Raw genomic sequence first — 20679 nt, 5'->3', positions numbered from 1 at the left:
CAGGGCGGCGGCCCGCTTGCCCTGCGGCACGGCGGTGAGCACGATGCTGTCGAGCTTGGCGCGCTGCCCCCACCAGGAGGCGTTGCGCTCCAGCGTCACCGTGCCGGCCTTGGCGTCGACGTCCTTGACGGCGAAGGGTCCGGCGGCGGCGGGCAGGGCGGTGCGGGCCTTGTCGTTGAAGGCGTCGGGGTCGCCCGTGACGGACTTGGGGTAGAGCGGGCTGAACAGCGAGCGCCAGTCGGCGTACGGCGTGCTGAAGGTGACCTGGACGTGCTGCGCGTCCTCGCCCTCGGTGACGGACGCGATCCGGTCGTACCCGGCGTTGCGCGAGGTCCAGTACGCGGAGTTCGAGCCGTTGAGGGCCTTCCACTGGGCGCTGAAGTCGGCGGCGCCGACCGCTCGCCCGTCGCTCCATTTCGCCTTGGGGTTGAGCTGGTAGGTGACGACCTGCTTCGGCGCGGTCTTGGTGACGTCGGCCTTGGTGACGAAGTCGGGGTCGGTGTGCGGCCGCCCGTGCGCGTCGAGGCGGAACATCGTGGGCAGGGTGGCGCCGGCGATCGTCGCGGTGTCGGCGTCCGCGTCGGCCTGGAAGGCGTTGAGGGTGCGCGGCACGCTCGCGGTGGCCCAGCGCAGGGTGCCGCCGTCGCGTACGCCCGAGCGGGCGACGCTCGCGATGTCGGTGCCCGCGGTGCCGGCCGCGTGGTTGCCGCCGCCCGACGAGCAGGCCGCGCTGAGCGTGAGGGTGGCGCCCGCGGTGAGCGCCACGGCGATTCGCACCGCGCGCGCCCGTGGCACCGGGGGGATGGCGGTCGGGGCCGCACTGCGGTTCATGAGGTCGCTCCTCCGCGACCCTGGCGGCCGGCCGGAGACGGTCGGTTCCGCCGGGGACTTTTTCCGATGATCGAATGGGCCGCTTTACCGGTGGTCCGGTTATTCGCAGTCCCACTCCAGACGACGCCACCGGCGCCGCGCCCCCGACCCGCCGACGGCACCGGCGCACTCCACCCGTCCGGCCCACCCGCCGCGCGCTGATCGAATCCGTGCACGCGTCTTCACAAGGAGTGGTGTGACGCGCGACACTCGCTGGCGCAGCACCGCGATGCCAATGGCGGCAGATGGTGAAGGACGGTGAGGGCACAGCATGTCCCTGCACGACGACCTGACGTCGGTCCAGCGCCGGCTCGACGACCTGATGCGCTGTGTCGCCCGCCTCGACGAGCCCTGCGGCGACTCCCTCGACCTGCGCAGAGTCCGCTCCGCCGCCGACCACCTGCGGGACAGCCTGTCCCTGCTGCGCGAGGCCGCGCCCGCCGCGGCGCAGGGCAGGCCGGTGGACATGATCACCGTGCCGGACGCGCCGTACGACCGCGGGCTGTGGGCGGACGCCGAGGACGAGGGGCTCGGCTCGCCGCACCGGCACGCGCCCTGACGCCCGCGGGCCCCGCCCCGCCCCGCGTCACGCCCGTGCGCGCCGCCCCGCCGCGCGCCCCCTCCCGTACGGAGTCCCCCTTTGGCCACCGGAACCACTCCCGTCACTCCGCCCGGCCGCGGCGTCTTCACGCCCGGCCGCGCCGCGATCCCCGCCCGCCACCTGCGCACCGACAAATGGTGGCTCTCCCCCCTGGTCACCGCGACGGTGCTGGGCCTGTTCGTGGTCTACGCGACCTGGCGGGCCTTCGCGAACGGCGACTACTACACCGCGCCCTACGTCTCGCCCTTCTACTCGCCGTGCCTCGCCTCGAACTGCACGGACATGGACGGCGGCGCCGACTGGCACCTGTTCGGCAGCTGGTGGGGCCTGTCCCCCGCGCTGCTGGTGCTGATCTTCCCGCTGGGCTTCCGGCTGACCTGCTACTACTACCGCAAGGCCTACTACCGCGGCTTCTGGATGTCGCCGCCGGCCTGCGCGGTCGCCGAGCCGCACGAGAAGTACAGCGGCGAGACCCGCTTCCCGCTGATCCTGCAGAACATCCACCGCTACTTCTTCTACCTGGCCCTCGTGGTGGCCGGGATCCTCACCTACGACGTGGTGCTCGCCTTCCGCGGGACGGACGGGAGCTGGGGCCACGCCGGCCTCGGCACCCTGGTCTTCGTCGTCAACATCGCGCTCATCTGGGCGTACACCCTGTCCTGCCACTCCTGCCGGCACATCATCGGCGGCAAGCTGCGGCACTTCTCGGCCCACCCGGTGCGCTACCGGCTGTGGGGCTGGGTGGGGGCGCTGAACGGCCGCCACATGCTGCTGGCGTGGTCCTCGCTGATCAGCGTCGCCGTCGCCGACTTCTACGTGTACCTGGTGGCCAGCGGCGTATTCGACGATCCGAGGTTCTTCTGAGATGACACAAGTCGAACGGCACGCGTACGACGTGGTCGTGGTCGGCGCGGGCGGCGCCGGGCTGCGGGCCGCCATCGAGGCCCGCGAGCAGGGCCTGCGCACCGCCGTGATCTGCAAGTCGCTCTTCGGCAAGGCCCACACGGTGATGGCCGAGGGCGGCATCGCCGCCAGCATGGGCAACGTCAACGCGCACGACAACTGGCAGGTGCACTTCCGCGACACCATGCGCGGCGGGAAGTTCCTCAACCAGTGGCGGATGGCCGAGCTGCACGCCCAGGAGGCCCCCGACCGGGTGTGGGAGCTGGAGACGTGGGGCGCGCTCTTCGACCGCACCGCGGACGGCCGGATCTCGCAGCGCAACTTCGGCGGCCACGAGTACCCGCGCCTCGCGCACGTCGGCGACCGCACCGGCCTGGAGCTGATCCGCACCCTCCAGCAGAAGATCGTCTCGCTCCAGCAGGAGGACTTCGCCGAGACCGGCGACCACGAGGCGCGGCTGAAGGTCTTCCAGGAGTGCACCGTCACCCGCGTCCTCAAGGACGGTGACGCCGTCGCCGGGGTCTTCGGCTACGTCCGCGAGTCCGGGCGGCTGTTCGTGATCGACGCGCCCGCCGTGGTGCTCGCCACCGGCGGAGTCGGCAAGTCCTTCAAGGTGACGTCCAACTCCTGGGAGTACACCGGGGACGGGCACGCGCTCGCGCTGCTGGCCGGGGCGCCGCTGATCAACATGGAGTTCATCCAGTTCCACCCGACCGGCATGGTCTGGCCGCCGTCCGTCAAGGGCATCCTCGTCACCGAGTCGGTGCGCGGCGACGGCGGGGTGCTGCGCAACAGCGAGGGCGAGCGGTTCATGTTCCGCTACGTCCCCGACGTCTTCAAGGAGAAGTACGCGCAGAGCGAGGAGGAGGCCGACGGCTGGTACTCCGACCCCGACACCCACCGCAGGCCCCCCGAGCTGCTGCCCCGCGACGAGGTGGCCCGCGCGATCAACTCCGAGGTCAAGGCCGGTCGCGGCACCCCGCACGGCGGGGTCTACCTCGACGTCTCCACCCGGCTGCCCGCCGAGGAGATCCGCCGCCGGCTGCCGTCCATGCACCACCAGTTCAAGGAACTGGCCGACGTCGACATCACCGCGGAGGCGATGGAGGTCGGCCCGACGTGCCACTACATGATGGGCGGCGTCGACGTCGATCCCGACACCGCCGCGGCCACCGGGGTGACCGGCCTCTACGCGGCCGGCGAGGTCGCCGGCGGCATGCACGGCTCCAACCGGCTCGGCGGCAACTCGCTGTCCGACCTGCTCGTCTTCGGCCGCCGCGCGGGCCTGCACGCCGCGGAGTACGCCGCGGGCCTCGGCGACGCGCGTCCCGCGGCGGACCAGGCACAGATCGACGCCGCCGCGGCGGAGGTGCTGCGGCCCTTCGAGGCGGAGTCCTCGGCGGACGGCTCCTCCACGGACGGCTCCTCCACGGACGGCGCGGGCTCCCCGCCGGAGAACCCGTACACCGTGCACCAGGAACTCCAGCAGGTCATGAACGACCTGGTCGGCATCATCCGGCGCGGCCCCGAGATGCAGCAGGCCCTCGAACGGCTCGGCCGCCTGCGCGAGCGCGCCGGACGGGTCGGCGTCGAGGGCCACCGGCAGTTCAACCCCGGCTGGCACCTCGCGATCGACCTGCGCAACATGCTGCTGGTCAGCGAATGCGTGGCCCGCGCCGCCCTGGAACGCACCGAGAGCCGCGGCGGCCACACCCGCGACGACCACCCCGGCATGGACCGCACCTGGCGCAAGGTCAACCTCGTGTGCGAGCTGGCGGCGCCGGACGGCGCCGCCGACCCCGCGGGCATCACCCTGCGGCAGCGCGCCATGCCGCCCATCCGGGCCGACCTGCTCGCCCTCTTCGAACGCGACGAGCTGGGCAAATACCTGACCGACGAGGAGCTTGACGCGTGACCCACACAGCGCACTTCAAGGTCTGGCGGGGCGACGCGGAAGGCGGCGGCCTCCAGGACTACGAGGTCGAGGTGAACGACGGCGAGGTCGTCCTCGACATCATCCACCGCCTGCAGGCCACCCAGGCCGCGGACCTCGCCGTCCGCTGGAACTGCAAGGCCGGCAAATGCGGGTCGTGCAGCGCGGAGGTCAACGGCCGGCCCCGGCTCATGTGCATGACCCGGATGTCCGTCTTCTCCCCCGAGGAGACGGTCACCGTCACCCCGCTGCGGGCCTTCCCGGTCATCCGGGACCTCGTCACGGACGTCTCCTTCAACTACGAGAAGGCCCGGCAGATCCCCGCGTTCGTGCCGCCCAAGGGCGTCGCGGCCGGTGAATACCGTATGCAGCAGGTCGACGTCGAGCGCTCGCAGGAGTTCCGCAAGTGCATCGAGTGCTTTTTGTGCCAGGACACGTGCCATGTCATCCGCGACCACGAGGAGAACAAGCCGGCCTTCGCCGGGCCGCGCTTCCTGATGCGCGTCGCCGAGCTCGACATGCATCCGCTGGACGCGGCGGGTGAGGACGGCGGCCCCTCGCGGGCCGCGGCCGCGCAGGACGAGCACGGGCTCGGGTACTGCAACATCACGAAGTGCTGCACGGAAGTGTGCCCGGAGCACATCAAGATCACGGACAACGCGCTCATCCCGCTCAAGGAGCGGGCCGTCGACCGCAAGTACGACCCGCTCGTCTGGCTCGGCTCCAAGATCCGCCGCCGCGCTTAGCTCTGCGGTGCGCCCGGGGGGCGCTCCGTTCTGCGTGGTGCGGTGCGCTGTGCGACCTTCTGCCTGTGGGGGTTGCTCGCGCAGTTCCTCGCGCCCCTCCTCGCGGCGCCGCCGTTCATGGGCGGGTGCCGCCACGGGGCACCTCCTCGGAATGCGCCTTCACCCTCACCCGTAGTAGGTGAGCCCCTCCCAGCGCATTCCTGCGGGGGCACCCCGCACCGTCCCCCTCCAGGCCGGTTCAGCGGCTGCCTGCCGGTGGGGGTGAGGGTTCTCGTTTTTAGGGGCGCGGGGAACTGCGCGACAAGCCCCCACCGGCGGACGATCGCGAAAACCACCGCAAGAGGCACCGCGGGGCGAAAGGGGCGCGGGGAACTGCGCGACAAGCCCCCACCGGCGGACGATCGCGAGCACCACCGCAAGAGGCACCCCGGGGCGCAAGCCCCCACCGTGGGGGCGGACTGGACTCGCGGGACCGCGCGGACGCGCATAGCCTCCCAGAACAGCCACCCGCGGTGGTGTGGCGCGGCGAAAGGCGCGATGCGCATGAGGCGGTGGGTCCCCCGGCGGTGCGCGGCCCGCGGCGCGCTCCTCGCTCTCGGCGCCGTGGCAGGGTTCGCGGCGCCCCCGCGGGCGTACGCCTCGACCGGGTCGGAGAACGGCGGAGCCGATCTGTGGATCCCGGTGGTCGCGCTGGGCGCGGTCGCGCTGGTGACGCTGGTCGCCGTACGCCGCAGGGGTCCGTCCGCGGCGGCTCGTACGGGGCCGCGGGCGGCGGGTGGGGGGACGGGGGTGCGGCCGCGGCGTTATGGGCCGCGGCCCACTCCGCTGGCGGAGCTGGATTCGGAGGCGAGCCGGCAGCTCGTGGCGACGGACGACGCGGTCCGTACCAGCCACGAGGATGTCGGGTTCGCGGCGGCGCAGGCGGGTGCACCCGCGGTCAAGCCGTTCGCGGAGGCGGTGGAGTACGCCCGGGAGGAGCTGGCCGCGGCCTTCCGGCTGCGGGCGCGGCTCGACGAGGGCACGTCCGACGAGGCGACCCGGCGGGAGTTGCTGGACGAGATCCTCTCCCGCTGTACCCAGGCCAACCGGCGCCTGGACGCGGAAGCGGACGCCTTCGACCGGCTGCGCGCGCTGGAGGCGGACGTCCCCGAGCTGCTGGAGCAGGCGGAGGCGCGGGCCATGGCGCTGCCGGGCCGGATCGCGGCGGCCGAGCACGAGCTGGCGCCGCTCGCCGGGGTGTACGGCGCGGAGCCGCTCGCCCCGGTCGCCGGGCACCCGGCGCAGGCCCGCGCGCTGCTGGACTACGCCCGGGAGCGGCTGGACCTGGCGCGGGCGGCGGTGGGGGCGGACCACGGGCGGGCCGCGGTGTTCGTCCGCACGGCCGAGGGCGCGCTCGGCCAGGCCGCGACCCTCGCGGAGGCGACCGCGCGGCGGGCCGCGGATCTGCGGGAGGCGGACGCCCTGCTCGGCGCGGCGCGGCCCGCGTCCGGCCCCTACGATCCGCTGGCGGAACTGCGGCGGGAGGCCGACGACGGGCCGCCCGCGGCGTTCGCGGCGCGCAGCGAGGTCGCGGCCGCGCGCGACCTGGTCGCCACGCATCGCGGGGCGATCGGCTGCGCGGCCCGTACGCAGCTGGCGGGGGCCGAGCGGTCCGGGCTCCCGCCGGGCGAGGCGGACCGTCTGGCCCGCGCGGCCCAGCGCCTGGCCCTGGACGACGTCGCCGCCCGTGCCCCGCTGTCCCCGGCGGCCCTCGGCGGGCTGCTGCGTCCTGCGCACGGTGCCTTCGGCGCGACGAGCGGCGCCTCGGGCGAGCACCCCACCCCCGGCACCTTCGGCGGCCCCGGGTAGGCGTCCTTCTCCACCCGGGGTTCCACCCGTGGGTCCAGGCGTCGCGGGCCGTGCGGGAACAGGCTTGGGGGCATGACAACGACCGAGTGGATCACCGACATCGCCCTTCTCCTCGTCGTCTTCCGGCAGCTGCGGGAGGGCCGGCTGGACCTCAGGACCTTCCTGATCCCGCTGGGGATCGTGGCCTTCGTGGCGCACGCGTATCTGGGCTCCGTCCCCACCGGGGGCAACGACCTGGTGCTGATCGGGGCGCTCGTGGGCGCGGGCGCCGTGCTCGGCGTGGCGGGCGGCGTCTACACGCGGGTGCGGACCTCGGGTGAGCACGTGCTGATCAAGGCGGGCGCGGTCTCCGCGATCCTGTGGGTGCTCGGCATGGGTGCCCGGATGGGCTTCCAGCTGTGGACCGAGCACGGGGGCGGCGCGGACGACGTCGCCCGGTTCAGCGTCGCCCACCACATCACCAGCGACCAGGCGTGGGTGGCGGCCTTCGTCCTGATGGCGCTCACCGAGGTCGTCACCCGGCTGGCCACGATCTTCGTCCGGAGCCGGATGCTGACCGCCGGGCGGCCCGCCGCCTCGCACCGTGTCGCGGTCCGGCCGTGAGCTATCGTCTGGCCGTGCCCACCGCCGAGATCGCCCCGTCCTCCGGATCCGCCCCGCGGCCGGTCCCGGGCCGGGATCCCCGGGTGCAGTGGGCCCTGACCGCGGCGGTCGTCGTGAGCGGGGCCCTGACGATCCGGCCGATGGGCGTCAGCGGGCGGGGGCTGCTGGTCGCGGTCCTGTTCGTGCTGAACTGCGCGGCGCTGCTGGCCCGGGGGCTGCCTCCGGGCCGGGTCCCGCCGCGGGCCGCTCTGGTCTGGCTGTCGCTGGGTGTGCTCGCGGCGGCCGCGCTGATCGGCGCCGAGCGCAGCGGGACGGGGTATCTGTTCGCCTACTTCCTCTGCGGCCACATCGGATACCGGCTGCCGGCCCGGCAGGCCGTCGTCCTGGCGGTGGCCTGCGGCCTGCTGTGCGGCGGGGTGCTGTACTTCGAGCTCGGGCCGGGTCACGACCTGCTGCCGTGGGCGGTGGGGCTCACCACCGGCGCCCCGGTCATGATCGGGATGCTCAACCGCACCCAGCACCAGGCGGTGGACGCCGCGCTGTCGGCCGCCCAGAGCGCGGAGCGCGCGGCGCGGGCCGAGGCGCAGGCCGCCGTGCTCACCGAACGCGGCCGGATCGCGCGGGACGTGCACGACGTCCTGGCGCACACCCTGGCCGGGATCAACATGCAGCTGGAACTGGCCGACGCGCTGCTCGACACCGGCGACCTGGAGAAGGTCAGGGCGGCCAACGACAAGGCCCACAGCCTCGTCAAGGAGAGTTTGAAGCAGGCGCAGTGGACCGTGCACGCGCTGCGCGAGGACGCGCTGCCGCTGGTGGAGAGCCTCACCGCGATGCTGGAGTCGTCCGGTCACCGCGACGCCCTGACCGTCTCCGGCACGCCCGGGGACGTACCGGCCCGGGTGACGCAGAATCTGCTGCGGATCGCCCAGGAGTCCCTGACCAACGCGGCACGGCACGCCCCGGGCGGTGAGGTGCGGGTGGAGCTGGTCTTCGGGGTGTCCTCGACGGCGCTGACGATCCGCAACCGGCCCGCCACCCGTGCGGTGGACGCGGGGGTCGGCAGCGGCATGGGGCTGATCGGCATGCGCGAACGCGTCGCCCTGCTGGGCGGCACCCTCACCGCAGGACCGGTCACCGAGGGACCGGACCGGGGCGGCTGGCACGTGGAGGCAGTGATCCCGCGATGAGCGAACCCACCGAGAACCCCCGGCCGTTGCGCGTGGTCGTCGCCGACGACCAGGCCGCCGTGCGCGAACCGCTGGCCGCGGTGCTGGATCTGACCGAGGACATCGACGTCGTCGCGGCGGCCGCGGACGGCAACGGCGTCCTTGCCGCGGTCACCGCCGGTCCGGTGGACGTGGTGCTGATGGATCTGCGGATGCCCGTGCTCGACGGGATCGAGACCACCCGCAGACTGAGCGACGAGCACCCCGGGGTGGCCGTCGTCGTGCTCACCACCTTCGCCGACGACGACTCGATCCTGGCCGCGCTCGGCGCGGGCGCCCGCGGCTATCTGACGAAGAACGCCGGGCGCCAGGACATCGTCCGGGCGATCCGCGCGGCCGCCGCGGGCCAGTCCGTGCTGGACCGCGAGGTCCAGGACCGGCTGCTGGCCACCGTCCGCGCCCGGCCGACCGGGTCCGGGCAGCAGCTGCCCGCGGATCTCACGCCCCGCGAACGCGAGGTGCTCACCCTGATCGGCCAGGGTCTGCCCAACCGGGCGATCGCCGAGAAGCTCTTCGTGAGCGAGGCGACCGTCAAGACGCACATCAACAACCTGTTCGCCAAGGCCGGCATCCGGGACCGTGCCGACGCGGTGCGCCGCGCGATCGCCGCCGGGCTGGCCTGACCGGCCCGGGGCTCTCAGAACATGCTGAGCAGCTCGTCCACCGACGGTGTCGCCAGCGGCGACCCCCGTCCGGGGAGGGCCAGTTCGAACCACACCGTCTTGCCGCGGTGCGTGCGACGGGAGCCCCAGCTCTCGCTGAGCATCGTCACGAGCTGGAGGCCGCGGCCGCCTTCGTCCGTGTCGCGGGCCCGGCGCCGCCGGGGCTGGACGAGCGCGCTGTCCCACACCTCGCACACCAGCGTCCGGTCCAGCAGCAGCCGCAGGCGGATGTCGCCGTAGCCGTGCCGCAGCGCGTTGGTGACGAGTTCGCTCACCAGGAGTTCGGTCGTGTCGACGAGGTCGCCGAGGTCCCAGGCGAGGAGCTGGTCGCGGGCGAGTTCGCGGGCGCGGGCCACGGACGTGGGCTGGGGCTTGAGGGACCAGTCGCCGACCTGCTCGGCGGGCAGGCCCTGGATGCGGGCCATGAGGAGGGCGATGTCGTCCTCGCCGTGGGCGGTGTCGAGCGTGGCGAGGACGTGGTCGCAGATGTCCTCCAGGGGGCGCTCGGGCCCGTCGAGGGAGCTGCGGAAGGCGTCGAGGCCCTCGTCCAGCGGGAGGTTGCGGGATTCGACGAGGCCGTCGGTGTAGAGGGCGAGCAGCGCGCCCTCGCCGAGTTCGACCTCGCTCTCCTCGAAGGGCTCGCCGCCGACGCCGAGCGGCACCCCGCGGGGCAGTTCGAGGAGCATGGGCTGTTCGCCGGGTTCGACGACGGCGGGCGGGAGATGGCCGGCGTTGGCGATGGTGCAGCGCCGGGTGACGGCGTCGTAGACGACGTAGACGCAGGTGGCGAGGTAGACCTCGGTGAGGTCGGAGTCGCCGCGCTCCTTGGCGGCGGCCCGCCGGGTGCGGCCGGGGGTGGGCGCGCCGAGGCCGCGGACGACCTCGTCGAGCGCGCTGAGCACCTCGCCGGGTTCCAGGTCGAGCATCGCCAGGGTGCGTACGGCGGTGCGCAGTTCGCCCATGGCGACGGCGGCGCGCAGACCGCGGCCCATGACGTCGCCGACGACGAGGGCGGTGCGGTGGCCGGGCAGCTCGATGACGTCGAACCAGTCGCCGCCGACCTCGGTCTCCATGCTGCCGGGCAGGTAGCGGCAGGCGATGTCGAGACCGGCGGCCTCGGGGTCGTCGGGCGGCAGCAGGCTGCGCTGGAGGATGAGCGCGCGCTCGTGCTCGCGCCGGTAGAGGCGGGCGTTGTCGATGAAGATGGCGGCGCGCGCGGCCAGTTCCTCGGCGAGCATGCGGTCGCGTTCGGCGAACGGCTCGCTGCCCTTGGCGCGGGAGAACTGGACGAGCCCGAGGACGGTGTCGCGGGCGACCATCGGGACGACGAGGGTGGACTGCACCAGGGCGCCGCCCAGGTCCTGCCCGCCGTCGCCGTCGAGGACCTGCGGCTGGGCGGTGCGCAGCGCGCGGGCGCTCGCGGAGCTGAAGCGGTAGCGGTGGACGGCGCCGACGGAGACGGGGCCCTCCTCGGCGGAGGTGTCGTCGTCGTCCCCGGCCATGGCGACGGGCGCGTCGGACACCGAACTGGCGAAGGCGACCCGGCGCAGCTCGCCGCTGCCGTCGGTGGTGCCGCCCAGATCCTCCGCGCCGACCAGCAGCGCCTGGTAGAGGTCGACGGAGGCGAGGTCGCAGAAGTGCGGCACCGCCACGCCGAGCAGCTCGCGGGCGGTGGTCTCCAGGTCGAGGGAGGTTCCTATACGGGAGCCGGCCTCGTTGAGCAGCGCCAGGTTGCGCCGGGCGTGGGCGGCCTCGCGTTCGGCCCGCTGGCGTCCGGTGACGTCCATGGCCAGGCCCGCGACGCCGATCGCGCGGCCGCTGGCGCTGTGCAGCCGGTAGAGCGACATGGACCAGCGGCGGCGGCCGGGGTCGCCGGGCACGGTGCCGACGAGCGGCATGTCGAGGACGGGCTCGCCGGTCTCCACCACCTGGCGCAGCGCGGCCGTGAGCCGGTCGGCCTCGACGCGGGACAGGAAGTCGTGCGGGCCGCGCCCGCGGTGCTCCTCGGCGGGGCGGCCGAAGACGGTCGCGAAGCGGTCGTTGACGCGGATCAGCCGCAGCCGGGTGTCGAAGAGCACGAAGCCCATCGGGGACTGCCCGAAGACGGCCTGCGAGGCGGCCAGGTCGGTCTCGATCTGCCGCAGCGTGGCCACGTCCACCGCGATGCACAGGGCGCCGCGGTCGGCGGGCATGACGTACACCTCGGCGAGCTTTTCACCGCCGGCGCCGTCGGTGTAGGGCACCAGGCCCGTCCACTCGCGGCCGTCGAGGATCTCGCCGAGCCGTTCGTGGGCGGCCCGCTGGACGTGCGGCGGGGCGAAGGCGGCGACCGGGTCGCGGCCGATCGCGTCGTCGGCGGAGATGCCGAAGAACTCGGCGGCGCGGTCGCTCCACTGGTCGATCCGGCCGTCGGGCCCGAGCGAGAACGACGCGACGCGTATGTAGTCGTAGAGGGAACCGGGCGGACTCGACTGCCAGACCGCGGTCGTCGCCGCGTCCGCGTCGTCCGCCCGGGGCGGAACCGCCCCTGCTGGCATGTCGCTCACTCGCCCGACCCCTCCAGCTCAGCACACATGGACCGGTTGGAGCTGAGTATTCAGCATGCGGACCGTCCAGCACACGGTCTTGTCGATCACAGCATCATCTCGGCTCCCGGGGTACGGGGGCCCTCCCCTGACCACCGCGGCCTCGCCTTTCGCTCTCGTCTCTTCGGAATACCCGGCACGCGCCGGGTGAACCCTTTCGGTGATCGCGGGCGGGTGGGCGCCCGGCGCACGCTGGGAGCGTTCCCACGCCCCCCGTACGCCTGTGACCTGCGGCGGCCGCGGTCACCGTACCTGCGGTCCACCCCACCCGTCACGGTAGTGCAAGTTCGAACCATACGGTCTTGCCCAGCGGCCCGTGCCGGGTCCCCCAGCGGCGGGACGCCCCGGCCACGAGCTGCAGGCCGCGCCCGCCCTCGTCCTCCGCGGTGGCCACCCGCTCCTGCGGCGGGTCCGGGAGCGGGTCGGACACCTCCACCAGCAGCGAGCCGCCACGCACCATGCGCACCCCGATCGGCCCGTGCGCGTACCGCAGCGAGTTGGTGACCAGCTCGCTGACCAGCAGCACGGTGACGTCCACCAGCTCGGGCAGATCCCACTCGGCGAGCGTGTCGCGCACCCGGCGGCGGGCCAGCCGCACCGCGCTGGCCTCGGCGGGGAACGACCAGGCGGCGGTCGAGCCGCTCGGGAGGGTGCCGAGGCGGGCCATCAGCAGCGCCACGTCGTCCGGCTCACGGCCGGGTTCCATGGTGGCCAGCAGCCCGTCGCAGGCGTCCTCCAGGGAGTCCAGCGGGCGGCTCAGGGTGGCCCGCAGCCGCTCCAGGCCGGTGCTGATGTCGTGCCGCCGCGACTCGATGAGGCCGTCGGTGTAGAGCACCAGCACGGTGCCGTCCGGGATGTCCAGCTCGGTGGTCTCGAACCCGCCCCCGCCGACGCCGAGCGGCAGCCCCGGCGGCAGGTCCAGCAGCCGCGCCGCGCGCTGCCCGCCGTCCTGCGACGGCTCGACGACGACCGGCGGCGGGTGACCGGCCTGCGCGATGGCGCAGCGCCGCGTGGAGGGGTCGTAGACGGCGTAGACGGCGGTGGCCATCCAGCCCTCGGAGGGGCTCTGCGCCAGGTCCTCGCCCAGCTCGCCGACCCGCCGCAGCAGTTCGTCGGGCTTCATGTCCAGCGCGGCCAGGGTGCGGACGGCCGTGCGCAGCCGGCCCATGGTGGCGGCGGCGCCCAGGCCGTGGCCCATGACGTCGCCGACGACGAAGGCGACCCGGCCGCCGGCCAGCGGCAGCACGTCGAACCAGTCGCCGCCGACCTCGGCGACACTGCTGCCGGGCACATAGCGGTAGGCGACGTCCACGCCGGGCGCGGCGGGCGTCGAGCGCGGCAGCAGCGACCGCTGGAGCATCAGCGCGCCCTCCCGCTCGCGCACGTACAGCCGCGCGTTGTCCAGGGCGGCGCCCGCCCGGTCGGCCAGTTCCATGCCGAGCGCGACGTCCTCCTGGTCGAAGCCCTCGCGGCCCTCCGCCCGGCTCACGATCAGCAGCCCCAGCACCGCCCCGTGCGCGCGCAGCGGCAGCACCAGCAGCGAGCGGATGCCGACGGCGAAGGTCGCGCGCACCTTCGGGTCGTCGGGGAAGGTCATGCTGGCCAGCTCGTCGCTGGACGACAGCAGCTTGGGCCGCCCCGTCGCGAGCACCTGCCCGAAGGGCGACTTGCGGTCGAAGGACATCGCCTGTCCGGGCCGGATCATCCGCACCACGTCGGAGTTCCAGTTGACCGCGCCGACGCCGGTCTGCCGCATCGGGGTGTTGTCGGTGTACGTCGCCGAGGGCAGCTCACCGCCCTCGGCGAGCTGCGAGTGCAGCACCACACCGGAGTAGTCGCAGAAGTCCGGTACGAGCGCGGAGGCCAGCTCCTCGGCGTTGCGCCGCACGTCCAGCTGCCCGGCGATGCGCGAGCCGACGTCGTTGAGCAGCGTGAGCCGCCGCCGCGCCCGCTCCGCCTTCGCGGCGGCCTCGACCCGCTCGGTGACGTCGATGACGGTCGCGCTGATCCCCAGCACCCGCCCGGCCCGGTCCACCAGCCGGTGGTACGACACCGAGCGGTGGCCCGTCCCGACCGGCGCGGGCGACACCAGGTCGATCACCGGGCGCCCCGTCACCAGCACGTCCCGCTGCAGTGCGGTGAGCGACTCGGCCGTCGGTGCGTCCGGCATCACCTCGGCCACCGTACGGCCGATGTGCGCGGCCGCCGGCACACCGTTCATCCCGGCCAGCGCGTCGTTGACACGGACGTACCGCAGCTCCTTGTCGAAGATCGCCACACCCAGCGGCGAGGAGTCGAAGAGCGAGTCCAGCGCCGCGAGATCGTGCTCCAGGGTGCGCAGCCGGCTCGTCTCCACCAGCGAGGCCAGCACGAACGGCCGCCCGTCCCCGTCCACCAGCAGCGAGGCGCGCGCCTCCACCTGCACGGTGTGCCCGTCGCGGTGCCGCAGCGACAGGATGCCCTCCCAGCGCCCCTCCCGCAGCAGCTCCCCGAGCAGCCGCTCGGCCTCGGCCGCGGTCTGCACCGGCGGGGAGACCGGCTCACCCTCCGGGGTGTGCCCGCCCGGCCCGAACAGCCCGCCGACCCGGCGCCCCACGATGTGCTCGCCCGCCCACCCGAGCACCTCCTCGGCCAGCGGACTCCACAGCAGCACCCGGCCGGTGGTGTCGAGCATGACCACCGCGACCCGCAGCGTGTCCAGCAGCGTGCCCGTCGCGGGCATCCGGCCGCCGCCGCCCGCCCCCTGCGGCGGGGCGTGCGCCCGGTCCGGCGCGGGGCCGTCGGGGGCAGGGGTGTCGCCGCTGGTGCTCATGGCTCACACCCCCGACCGGGTCAGGCCGGATCCGCCGGCCACTCAGAGGGATTCATCCCTTTCCCCCCGATATTCCCCCACACCCCGCACCTCGCGCTCCCTGGCGGGGGCCTTACGGGCGCCCGGCGGCCACGTCCTTCTCGAACCAGTGATGCGCGTACGGCTCGTCGTTGAACGCCGGGACCTCCCGGAAACCGCTCGCGTGGTACAGCCCGATCGCCGCGCCCAGCGCCTTGTTGGTGTCCAGCCGCAACGTGTCGTGCCCCGCCCGCGCGGCCCGCGCCTCCAGCTCCGCGAGAAACCGCCGCCCCAGCCCCAGCCGCCGCGCCCCCGGCGCCACCCACATCCGCTTGACCTCGGCCGGCCGCCCCGCCGGCAGCTTCAGCCCGGCGCACCCGACCGCCTCCCCGTACAGCCGTGCCACCAGGAACACCCCGTGCGGCGGCCGCAGGCCGCCCGCGTCGGGCAGCAGACTCCGCGCCGGGTCGAACCCCGTCTCGAACGCCTCCCCCAGCTCCGCGAAGTACGCGAGCAGGCACGCGCGCGCGTCCGGATGCTCCGGATCCACCTCGTCCAGCGTCACCAGCCCCGCGGTCAGCAGCCGCTCGACCTCCCCCATCGCCGCCACCAGCCGCTCCCGCTGCCCCTCGTTGAGCGGCGCCAGCAGACTCCCGGCGAACTCCTCACTGCGCTCCTCCAGCGCCTCCCGCTCCACCCTCCCCGCCTCCGTGAGCCGCACCGTCCGCACCCGGCGGTCCCCCGCCCGCGGCTCCACCACCACCAGCCCGGCCGCCCCCAGCCCGCGCAGCAACCGGCTCATGTACCCCGAATCCAGCCCGAGCCGCTCCCGCAGCTCCCGCACGTCCCGCCCCTCCACCCCGATCTCCCACAACACCCGCGACTCCCCGTACGCCCGCGCCCTCCCCAAATACCCCTCCCCGAGCACCCCCACCCTGGCCGTGACCACCCGACTGAACCGCCGCACCTGCCGCCGCTGCTCGCTCTCCATTCCCTGACCTTAGTCAGAGAACGAGCTACGCGTTACCCGCCGGGGCGCCCCGGGCTGCGTCTCACGGTTCGTCGCGCGACCGTCCGCCGGTGGTGGGCTGAGCGCGCAGTTCCCCGCGCCCCTAAAAACGAGACCCCTCCCCCGCAGCCGCGCCCCTAAAAACGCTCACCCCCACCGGCAGGCAGCCGCCAGACCGGCCCGGAGGGGGACGGTGCGGGGTGCCCCCGCAGGAATGCGCTGGGAGGAGCTCACCAACTCGGTACGAGGCCGAACGCGCATTCCGAGGAGGTGCCCCGTGGCGGCCCCCGACCCAGCCTGCGGCGCGCCGCGAAAGGGGCGCGGGGAACTGCGCGCTCAGCCCCCACGGGCAGAAGGTCGCACAGCGCACCGCACCACGCAGAACGGAGCGCCCCCCCTTTTTCAGACATGCACCACCCGCGGAGCGATCCGCTCCACCACGTACCGCCGACGCGAGTCACCCGTACCGTGTTCGCGCCCGCACCCGTCCAGGAGGTCGCCGACGCGTTCCGCCTCGGCCCGGGTGGCGTAGCGCCCCACGCGGTAGCGGTTCGTCCCGTCGTCCTGGCGTATGAGCGCCCATACGAGGTCGGACGTCATGTCCCTCAAGCTCCTTCGAGTTCGGCGTCGGATTCTTTCTCGATCGCACCGACGTGCGCGATGTTCGCCCGGTCCGCATCGTCCCGCTCCCCCGCGGCGCCGGCCGCGTCCGCGGCGAACCACGCGTCGAGAACCTCGACGAGCATCCCCCCGGACAACGTGCGCAGGCTCAGCGCCAGCGCATTCGCGTCGGCCCAGACGCGCGCGCCGTGCGCCGCGTACGCGTCGGCGCACAGGGCGGCGCGGACGCCGGGGACCTTGTTCGCCGCGATGGACGCGCCCGCGCCCGTCCAGCAGCAGACGACCGCCTGGTCGGCGGTGCCGCGTGCGACGGCGCGCGCCGCCGCCTCCGCGCTCCAGGCCCAGTCGGCGCGGTCGCCGTCGCGCAGCGCGCCGTGGAGTTCGACGTCGTGCCCGCGGCGCCGCAGTTCGTCGACGAGCAGCCGGGCGGCCGACTCGTCCATGTCCGAGGAAACGGCGATGCGCATATGCCCGACCCTACGCCCGAGGTTCACAGCGCGGGTACGGAATGACACGAAGAGGTACCGATCCGGCCAGGAGTTCGAGGGCCCACGGGCGGCGGCGGCACAACGGACCCCGGCACCCGGCCGCAGGTCGCGGCGGGGTGCCGGGGGCGGGCGCGGGGCCCGGGTCAGCGCACGGGCAGGTGGTAGACCGCCCGGTATTTGTCGGCGGGGATGACGACGTCGGCGGTCTCGACGGGCCGCCCGGACGCGAAGTACGTCCGGCGGATCTCGATCACGACGTGCCCGGGTACCCCGCCGAGCGCGGCGGTCTCGGCGGCGAGGCCCGGCCGGGCGCCGACCTCCTCGGCCATGTGGTCGACGACGAGGTCGATCGCGGCCATCCGGGCCACCACGCCCTGCCCGCCGAGCGGGCCTTCCTCGGGGAGGAGCACCGGCGTGCGCCCGGTGAGGGCGACGGGCTCCCAGGAGGTGGACAGCAGGGTGGGTTCGCCCTCGGTGCGGAAGACGTACTGCGTGCGCATGACGCGTTCGCCGGGCTCGATGCGCAGCCGCTCGGCGACGTCCAGACTCGCGCCCTCCTGCACGCTGCGTGACTCCCAGCTGCCCTTGCAGCCTTCGTCCGCCTGCTCCTGCCGGTAGGGCGTGGAGGGCCCGGCGGGGCGGTAGCCGCTGCGGATGATGCGCCGCGGCCGGGGCCGGTCGCGGACGTACGTGCCGGAGCCGGAGCGGCCCTCGACGAATCCCTCGGCCATCAGCACCTTGCGCGCTTCGAGCGCGACGGTGTCGGAGACCCCGTACTCGGTGCGGATTCTGGCCTGCGAGGGAAGCCGGGCGTGCGGCGGAAGCGTGCCGTCGAGGATCTTGCGGCGCAGGTCGTCGGCGACGCGCAGGTATGCGGGCTGCTCACCGAATGCCACGGCTGCCCCTCCCAAGGGGTTGACTGTCCGCGACAGCTTGACAACCCTCGGTACCCGTCCGCAACCTCTCCCCTGAACTTCACCCTCCGCTTATTGGTGACGCACCGCAAACGAGCCGGGCGCGCGCCCCCGCGCACACCCGGCTCGTTCCGCGGACTCGCCCGCACACGGACAGGACCGCCTGACCGCCTCGCTGCCCGGCCGCCCGGCCGCCCGGCCGCCGAAGACGTCAGACGCCCACGCCGCTGCGGTCGTCCCCGTTCTCCTGGTCGTCGCTCGTCGTGTCGCCGCCGCCGACCTGGTCCTTGACCGTTCCGGCCTGCTTGCCGTTCGGGAAGCCGAAGAAGCAGATCACCTGGCGCTTGTTCTGCGCCCAACTGGAGGCGGGCGGGATGTAGTAGAAGATGCCCGTCCCGGCCTTGGGCTCGCGCCCGTCGAGGTAGGTGCCGGCGTACTTCAGGCAGGTGGTCCGCGCCTCCGCGCTCACCTTCTCCACGCCCGGGTACGGGGCGTCGTCCGCGGCCTGGATCTGGTAGACGTTGTATGCCTCCGCGTCGTGCTCCTTCGCGCAGTCGACGACGTCCACACCCGTGGTGACCTTGCTGTCGTCCGGGGTCTTGCCGAAGTCCGACAGCTTCTCGTTCACGGTGTTGAAGCACTGGCCGGACTTGAGGTCCATGACCTGCGTGTTGCCGTCGTCCAGCTTGCCCATCGCGCCCAGCGTGATGAGGACGGCGATCAGCGCCGCCCACACGCCGCCGAGGACGACGCCCGAGATCGCCATGCCCTTGCCGCGCTCGCCGCGCTGCTTGACCTGCTTGATGCCGACCAGGCCGAAGATGATGCCGAGGAAGAACGTGCAGGGGATGATGCCGGTCACCAGCGCGGCGATGGATATCCCGTTGGTGCGCCGCTCCTGCCCGTACCAGCCGGGCTGGCCCGGGTAGGGCGGGGGCATCGCGGGTCCGGGGTAGCCGTAGCCGGTCTGCGGCTGGGCGCCCGGGTAGCCGTACGCGGGCTGGCCGGCGGAGGTGCCGTACGGGTCGGCCGGGGCGGCGTACGGGTTGCCGGCCGGGGCGCCCGGGGCGGCGTAGGGGTTGTCGGCCGGGGCGGCGTACGGATTGTGCGGCGGCTGGCCGGAAACCGGCGGTTGCTGGAACTGCTGGCCGGGCATCGCGGCCTGCGTGGGCTCCTGGGCCTGAGCGGCGTACGGGTTCTGCGGCGGCTGCTGGCCCGGGGCACCCGGGTACGGCGGCACGCCGGACGGCTGCGCGTCGTCGGGCGACGGCGGGGGCGGAGGCGGCGGGGGTATGTCCACGCGGGGAGTTTACGGGCCGCGCCCGCCGCGGGTGCGGGTACCACCAGGAGGCATCCGTTCCGCCTCCGGGGGTGTGCCGCCCGGCCGGTGTCCGGCACCAAGGGGTGGTCCACCTCTTGACGCTAATGGTCCAGACCAATAACTTCACGCCATGCGTCGACGAACTCTCGGCCGGATGGCCGCCGCGGCCGCCACCCTCTCGCTGGTCGCCGTCCTGCCCGCCGTCACCGGTGGCAGCACCGCACAGGCCCACAGTGGCCACCCCTCCTCCAACTCGACCTACAAAAGCGTCGGTTACTTCACCCAGTGGGGCATCTACGGACGCAACTACCAGGTGAAGAACGTCCAGACCTCCGGCGCCGCCGCCCAACTCACGCACCTCAACTACGCGTTCGCCAACATCGGCGCCGACGGCAAGTGCTTCGAGGCCAACATCGCGGGCGAGGGCGACGCCTGGGCCGACTACCAGCACCCCGTGGACGCCGCGACCTCGGTCGACGGCACCGCCGACACCGCCGACCAGGCACTGGCCGGCAACTTCAACCAGCTGCGCGAACTCAAGGCCAAGAACCCGAAGCTGAAGGTGCTGATCTCGATCGGCGGCTGGGGCTGGTCGACGCACTTCTCGGACGCGGCCCGTACCGCCGCCTCCCGCAAGGCACTTGTCGCCTCGTGCCTGGACATCTTCATCAAGGGCAACCTCCCGCTGCTGGACGGCAAGGGCGGTCCGGGCTCGGCCGCCGGGCTCTTCGACGGCGTCGACATCGACTGGGAGTGGCCCGGCTCCTCCGGTGACACCGACACCGTCTACCGCCCCGAGGACAAGAAGAACTTCACCGCGCTCGCCGCCGAGTTCCGGGAGCAGCTCGACGCGTACGGCCGCAAAACCCACAAGCACTACGACCTGAGCGCCTTCCTGCCCGCCGCGCCCGCGAAGATCGACGCCGGGTTCGAGGCGCGGAAGATCTTCAAGTACCTCGACTTCGGCACCGTGCAGGGCTACGACTTCCACGGCCCCTACGAGGCCACCACCAACCAGCAGTCCGCGCTGCGCGCCCCGCGCACCTCGCCCGTCCCGAACGACTTCAGCGACACCCAGGCGATCGGCGACTGGCTCAGGCGCGGCGCCCCGGCCCGGCAGCTGGTGCTCGGCGTGCCCTTCTACGGCCAGGGCTGGACCGGCGTGCCCGACGGCGGCACCGCGGGTCTCTTCCAGTCCTCCACGGGCCCGGCGCCCGCCACCTGGCAGGCCGGCAACGAGGACTACCACGCCCTCAAGGTCCTCGCGCAGTCCGGGACCTACACCGTCCACCGGGACACCCGCAACGGCTTCGCCTGGCTCTACGACGGCACCAACTTCTGGACCTACGACGACCCGCAGGTGATCGCCGCCAAGACCGCGTACATCCGCGGCGCGCACCTGGGCGGCGCCATGATGTGGTCGCTCGACGGCGACACGTCCGACGGTGAGCTGGTCTCCGCGGTCCACCACGGGCTCACCCGCCGCTGAGCCCTTCCGGTCCCGTACGGCCGGGGC

The 20679-nt window shown here is 73.6% G+C and carries 17 protein-coding genes; 9 read left to right on the top strand and 8 right to left on the bottom strand.

The genetic code is table 11. The features are described 5' to 3' along the window. Window positions 1-831, bottom strand: an 831-nt coding sequence (locus ACWERV_RS15735) for an ABC transporter substrate-binding protein (RefSeq protein WP_452933148.1), incomplete at its 3' end; no start/stop codon positions are given. A 310-nt stretch (window positions 832-1141) separates the two neighbouring features. On the opposite strand from ACWERV_RS15735, the gene ACWERV_RS15730 reads away from it, so the two are divergent. From ACWERV_RS15730 to ACWERV_RS15695, 8 genes are all read left to right on the top strand, one after another. Beyond that, window positions 1142-1429: a hypothetical protein gene (locus ACWERV_RS15730; RefSeq protein ID WP_398182636.1), complete on the top strand. Its 288-nt coding sequence runs from the start codon at window positions 1142-1144 to the stop codon at window positions 1427-1429. Between the two features lie 81 nt (window positions 1430-1510). Then, window positions 1511-2335 carry a hypothetical protein gene (locus ACWERV_RS15725; protein ID WP_452933146.1) on the top strand — a complete coding sequence of 275 codons (825 nt, stop codon included), beginning with the start codon at window positions 1511-1513 and terminating at the stop codon, window positions 2333-2335. Window position 2336: 1 nt separating this feature from the next. Beyond that, window positions 2337-4289, top strand: coding sequence for a fumarate reductase/succinate dehydrogenase flavoprotein subunit (locus tag ACWERV_RS15720; RefSeq protein ID WP_452933144.1), 1953 nt, complete (start codon window positions 2337-2339; stop codon window positions 4287-4289). After that, the gene (locus ACWERV_RS15715; protein WP_452933143.1) at window positions 4286-5053 is read left to right on the top strand and encodes a succinate dehydrogenase/fumarate reductase iron-sulfur subunit; all 768 of its coding nucleotides are present in this window, start codon (window positions 4286-4288) and stop codon (window positions 5051-5053) included. The genes ACWERV_RS15720 and ACWERV_RS15715 overlap by 4 nt, the downstream gene beginning before the upstream one ends. Window positions 5054-5656: 603 nt before the next feature. Then, complete coding sequence (locus tag ACWERV_RS15710) at window positions 5657-6901, top strand: hypothetical protein (protein ID WP_452933141.1); 1245 nt, start codon at window positions 5657-5659, stop codon at window positions 6899-6901. A 72-nt stretch (window positions 6902-6973) separates the two neighbouring features. Next, complete coding sequence (locus tag ACWERV_RS15705) at window positions 6974-7504, top strand: hypothetical protein (protein ID WP_398182623.1); 531 nt, start codon at window positions 6974-6976, stop codon at window positions 7502-7504. Between the two features lie 83 nt (window positions 7505-7587). Continuing rightward, on the top strand, window positions 7588-8694 hold the full coding sequence (locus ACWERV_RS15700; RefSeq protein ID WP_452933157.1) for a sensor histidine kinase: 1107 nt from the start codon (window positions 7588-7590) through the stop codon (window positions 8692-8694). Further along, the gene (locus ACWERV_RS15695; RefSeq protein ID WP_452933139.1) at window positions 8691-9356 is read left to right on the top strand and encodes a response regulator transcription factor; all 666 of its coding nucleotides are present in this window, start codon (window positions 8691-8693) and stop codon (window positions 9354-9356) included. The genes ACWERV_RS15700 and ACWERV_RS15695 overlap by 4 nt, the downstream gene beginning before the upstream one ends. A gap of 14 nt (window positions 9357-9370) precedes the next feature. Here the strand turns inward: ACWERV_RS15695 and ACWERV_RS15690 are convergent, their stop codons facing one another. The 7 genes from ACWERV_RS15690 to ACWERV_RS15660 all read right to left on the bottom strand — a co-directional run bounded on the left by ACWERV_RS15690 (window position 9371) and on the right by ACWERV_RS15660 (window position 19142). Beyond that, the gene (locus tag ACWERV_RS15690) at window positions 9371-11932 is read right to left on the bottom strand and encodes a SpoIIE family protein phosphatase (protein ID WP_398183400.1); all 2562 of its coding nucleotides are present in this window, start codon (window positions 11930-11932) and stop codon (window positions 9371-9373) included. A 319-nt stretch (window positions 11933-12251) separates the two neighbouring features. Beyond that, a complete protein-coding gene (locus ACWERV_RS15685; RefSeq protein WP_452933137.1) occupies window positions 12252-14792 on the bottom strand; it encodes a SpoIIE family protein phosphatase in 2541 nt (846 codons plus the stop codon). A 112-nt stretch (window positions 14793-14904) separates the two neighbouring features. Continuing rightward, entirely contained in the window at window positions 14905-15801 is an 897-nt protein-coding gene (locus ACWERV_RS15680; RefSeq protein WP_452933135.1) for a bifunctional helix-turn-helix transcriptional regulator/GNAT family N-acetyltransferase, read from the bottom strand. 420 nt (window positions 15802-16221) lie between these two features. Continuing rightward, on the bottom strand, window positions 16222-16428 hold the full coding sequence (locus ACWERV_RS15675; protein ID WP_452933134.1) for an SPOR domain-containing protein: 207 nt from the start codon (window positions 16426-16428) through the stop codon (window positions 16222-16224). Continuing rightward, complete coding sequence (locus ACWERV_RS15670; protein ID WP_452933132.1) at window positions 16425-16907, bottom strand: RpiB/LacA/LacB family sugar-phosphate isomerase; 483 nt, start codon at window positions 16905-16907, stop codon at window positions 16425-16427. The genes ACWERV_RS15675 and ACWERV_RS15670 overlap by 4 nt, the downstream gene beginning before the upstream one ends. Window positions 16908-17071: 164 nt before the next feature. Then, the gene (locus ACWERV_RS15665; RefSeq protein ID WP_452933130.1) at window positions 17072-17824 is read right to left on the bottom strand and encodes a GntR family transcriptional regulator; all 753 of its coding nucleotides are present in this window, start codon (window positions 17822-17824) and stop codon (window positions 17072-17074) included. Between the two features lie 229 nt (window positions 17825-18053). Further along, on the bottom strand, window positions 18054-19142 hold the full coding sequence (locus ACWERV_RS15660) for a DUF4190 domain-containing protein (protein ID WP_452933128.1): 1089 nt from the start codon (window positions 19140-19142) through the stop codon (window positions 18054-18056). A 151-nt stretch (window positions 19143-19293) separates the two neighbouring features. On the opposite strand from ACWERV_RS15660, the gene ACWERV_RS15655 reads away from it, so the two are divergent. Then, window positions 19294-20652, top strand: a complete 1359-nt coding sequence (locus tag ACWERV_RS15655) for a glycoside hydrolase family 18 protein (protein ID WP_452933126.1) — start codon at window positions 19294-19296, stop codon at window positions 20650-20652. Window positions 20653-20679 lie beyond the last annotated feature (27 nt).

The organism is Streptomyces sp. NPDC004031, from assembly GCF_053604375.1.
The sequence above is the reverse complement of the archived record's forward strand: the minus strand, read 5'-3'. Positions and strand labels throughout refer to the sequence as shown.

What these genes read in the sequence shown, in the direction of transcription:
- ACWERV_RS15730 (WP_398182636.1), top strand. Translation starts at nt 1,142, where the DNA reads ATGTCCCTGCACGACGACCTGACGTCGGTCCAGCGCCGGCTCGACGAC.
- ACWERV_RS15720 (WP_452933144.1), top strand. Translation starts at nt 2,337, where the DNA reads ATGACACAAGTCGAACGGCACGCGTACGACGTGGTCGTGGTCGGCGCG.
- ACWERV_RS15690 (WP_398183400.1), bottom strand. Translation starts at nt 11,932, where the DNA reads ATGCCAGCAGGGGCGGTTCCGCCCCGGGCGGACGACGCGGACGCGGCG.
- ACWERV_RS15655 (WP_452933126.1), top strand. Translation starts at nt 19,294, where the DNA reads ATGCGTCGACGAACTCTCGGCCGGATGGCCGCCGCGGCCGCCACCCTC.
- ACWERV_RS15695 (WP_452933139.1), top strand. Translation starts at nt 8,691, where the DNA reads ATGAGCGAACCCACCGAGAACCCCCGGCCGTTGCGCGTGGTCGTCGCC.
- ACWERV_RS15680 (WP_452933135.1), bottom strand. Translation starts at nt 15,801, where the DNA reads ATGGAGAGCGAGCAGCGGCGGCAGGTGCGGCGGTTCAGTCGGGTGGTC.
- ACWERV_RS15670 (WP_452933132.1), bottom strand. Translation starts at nt 16,907, where the DNA reads ATGCGCATCGCCGTTTCCTCGGACATGGACGAGTCGGCCGCCCGGCTG.
- ACWERV_RS15705 (WP_398182623.1), top strand. Translation starts at nt 6,974, where the DNA reads ATGACAACGACCGAGTGGATCACCGACATCGCCCTTCTCCTCGTCGTC.
- ACWERV_RS15685 (WP_452933137.1), bottom strand. Translation starts at nt 14,792, where the DNA reads ATGAGCACCAGCGGCGACACCCCTGCCCCCGACGGCCCCGCGCCGGAC.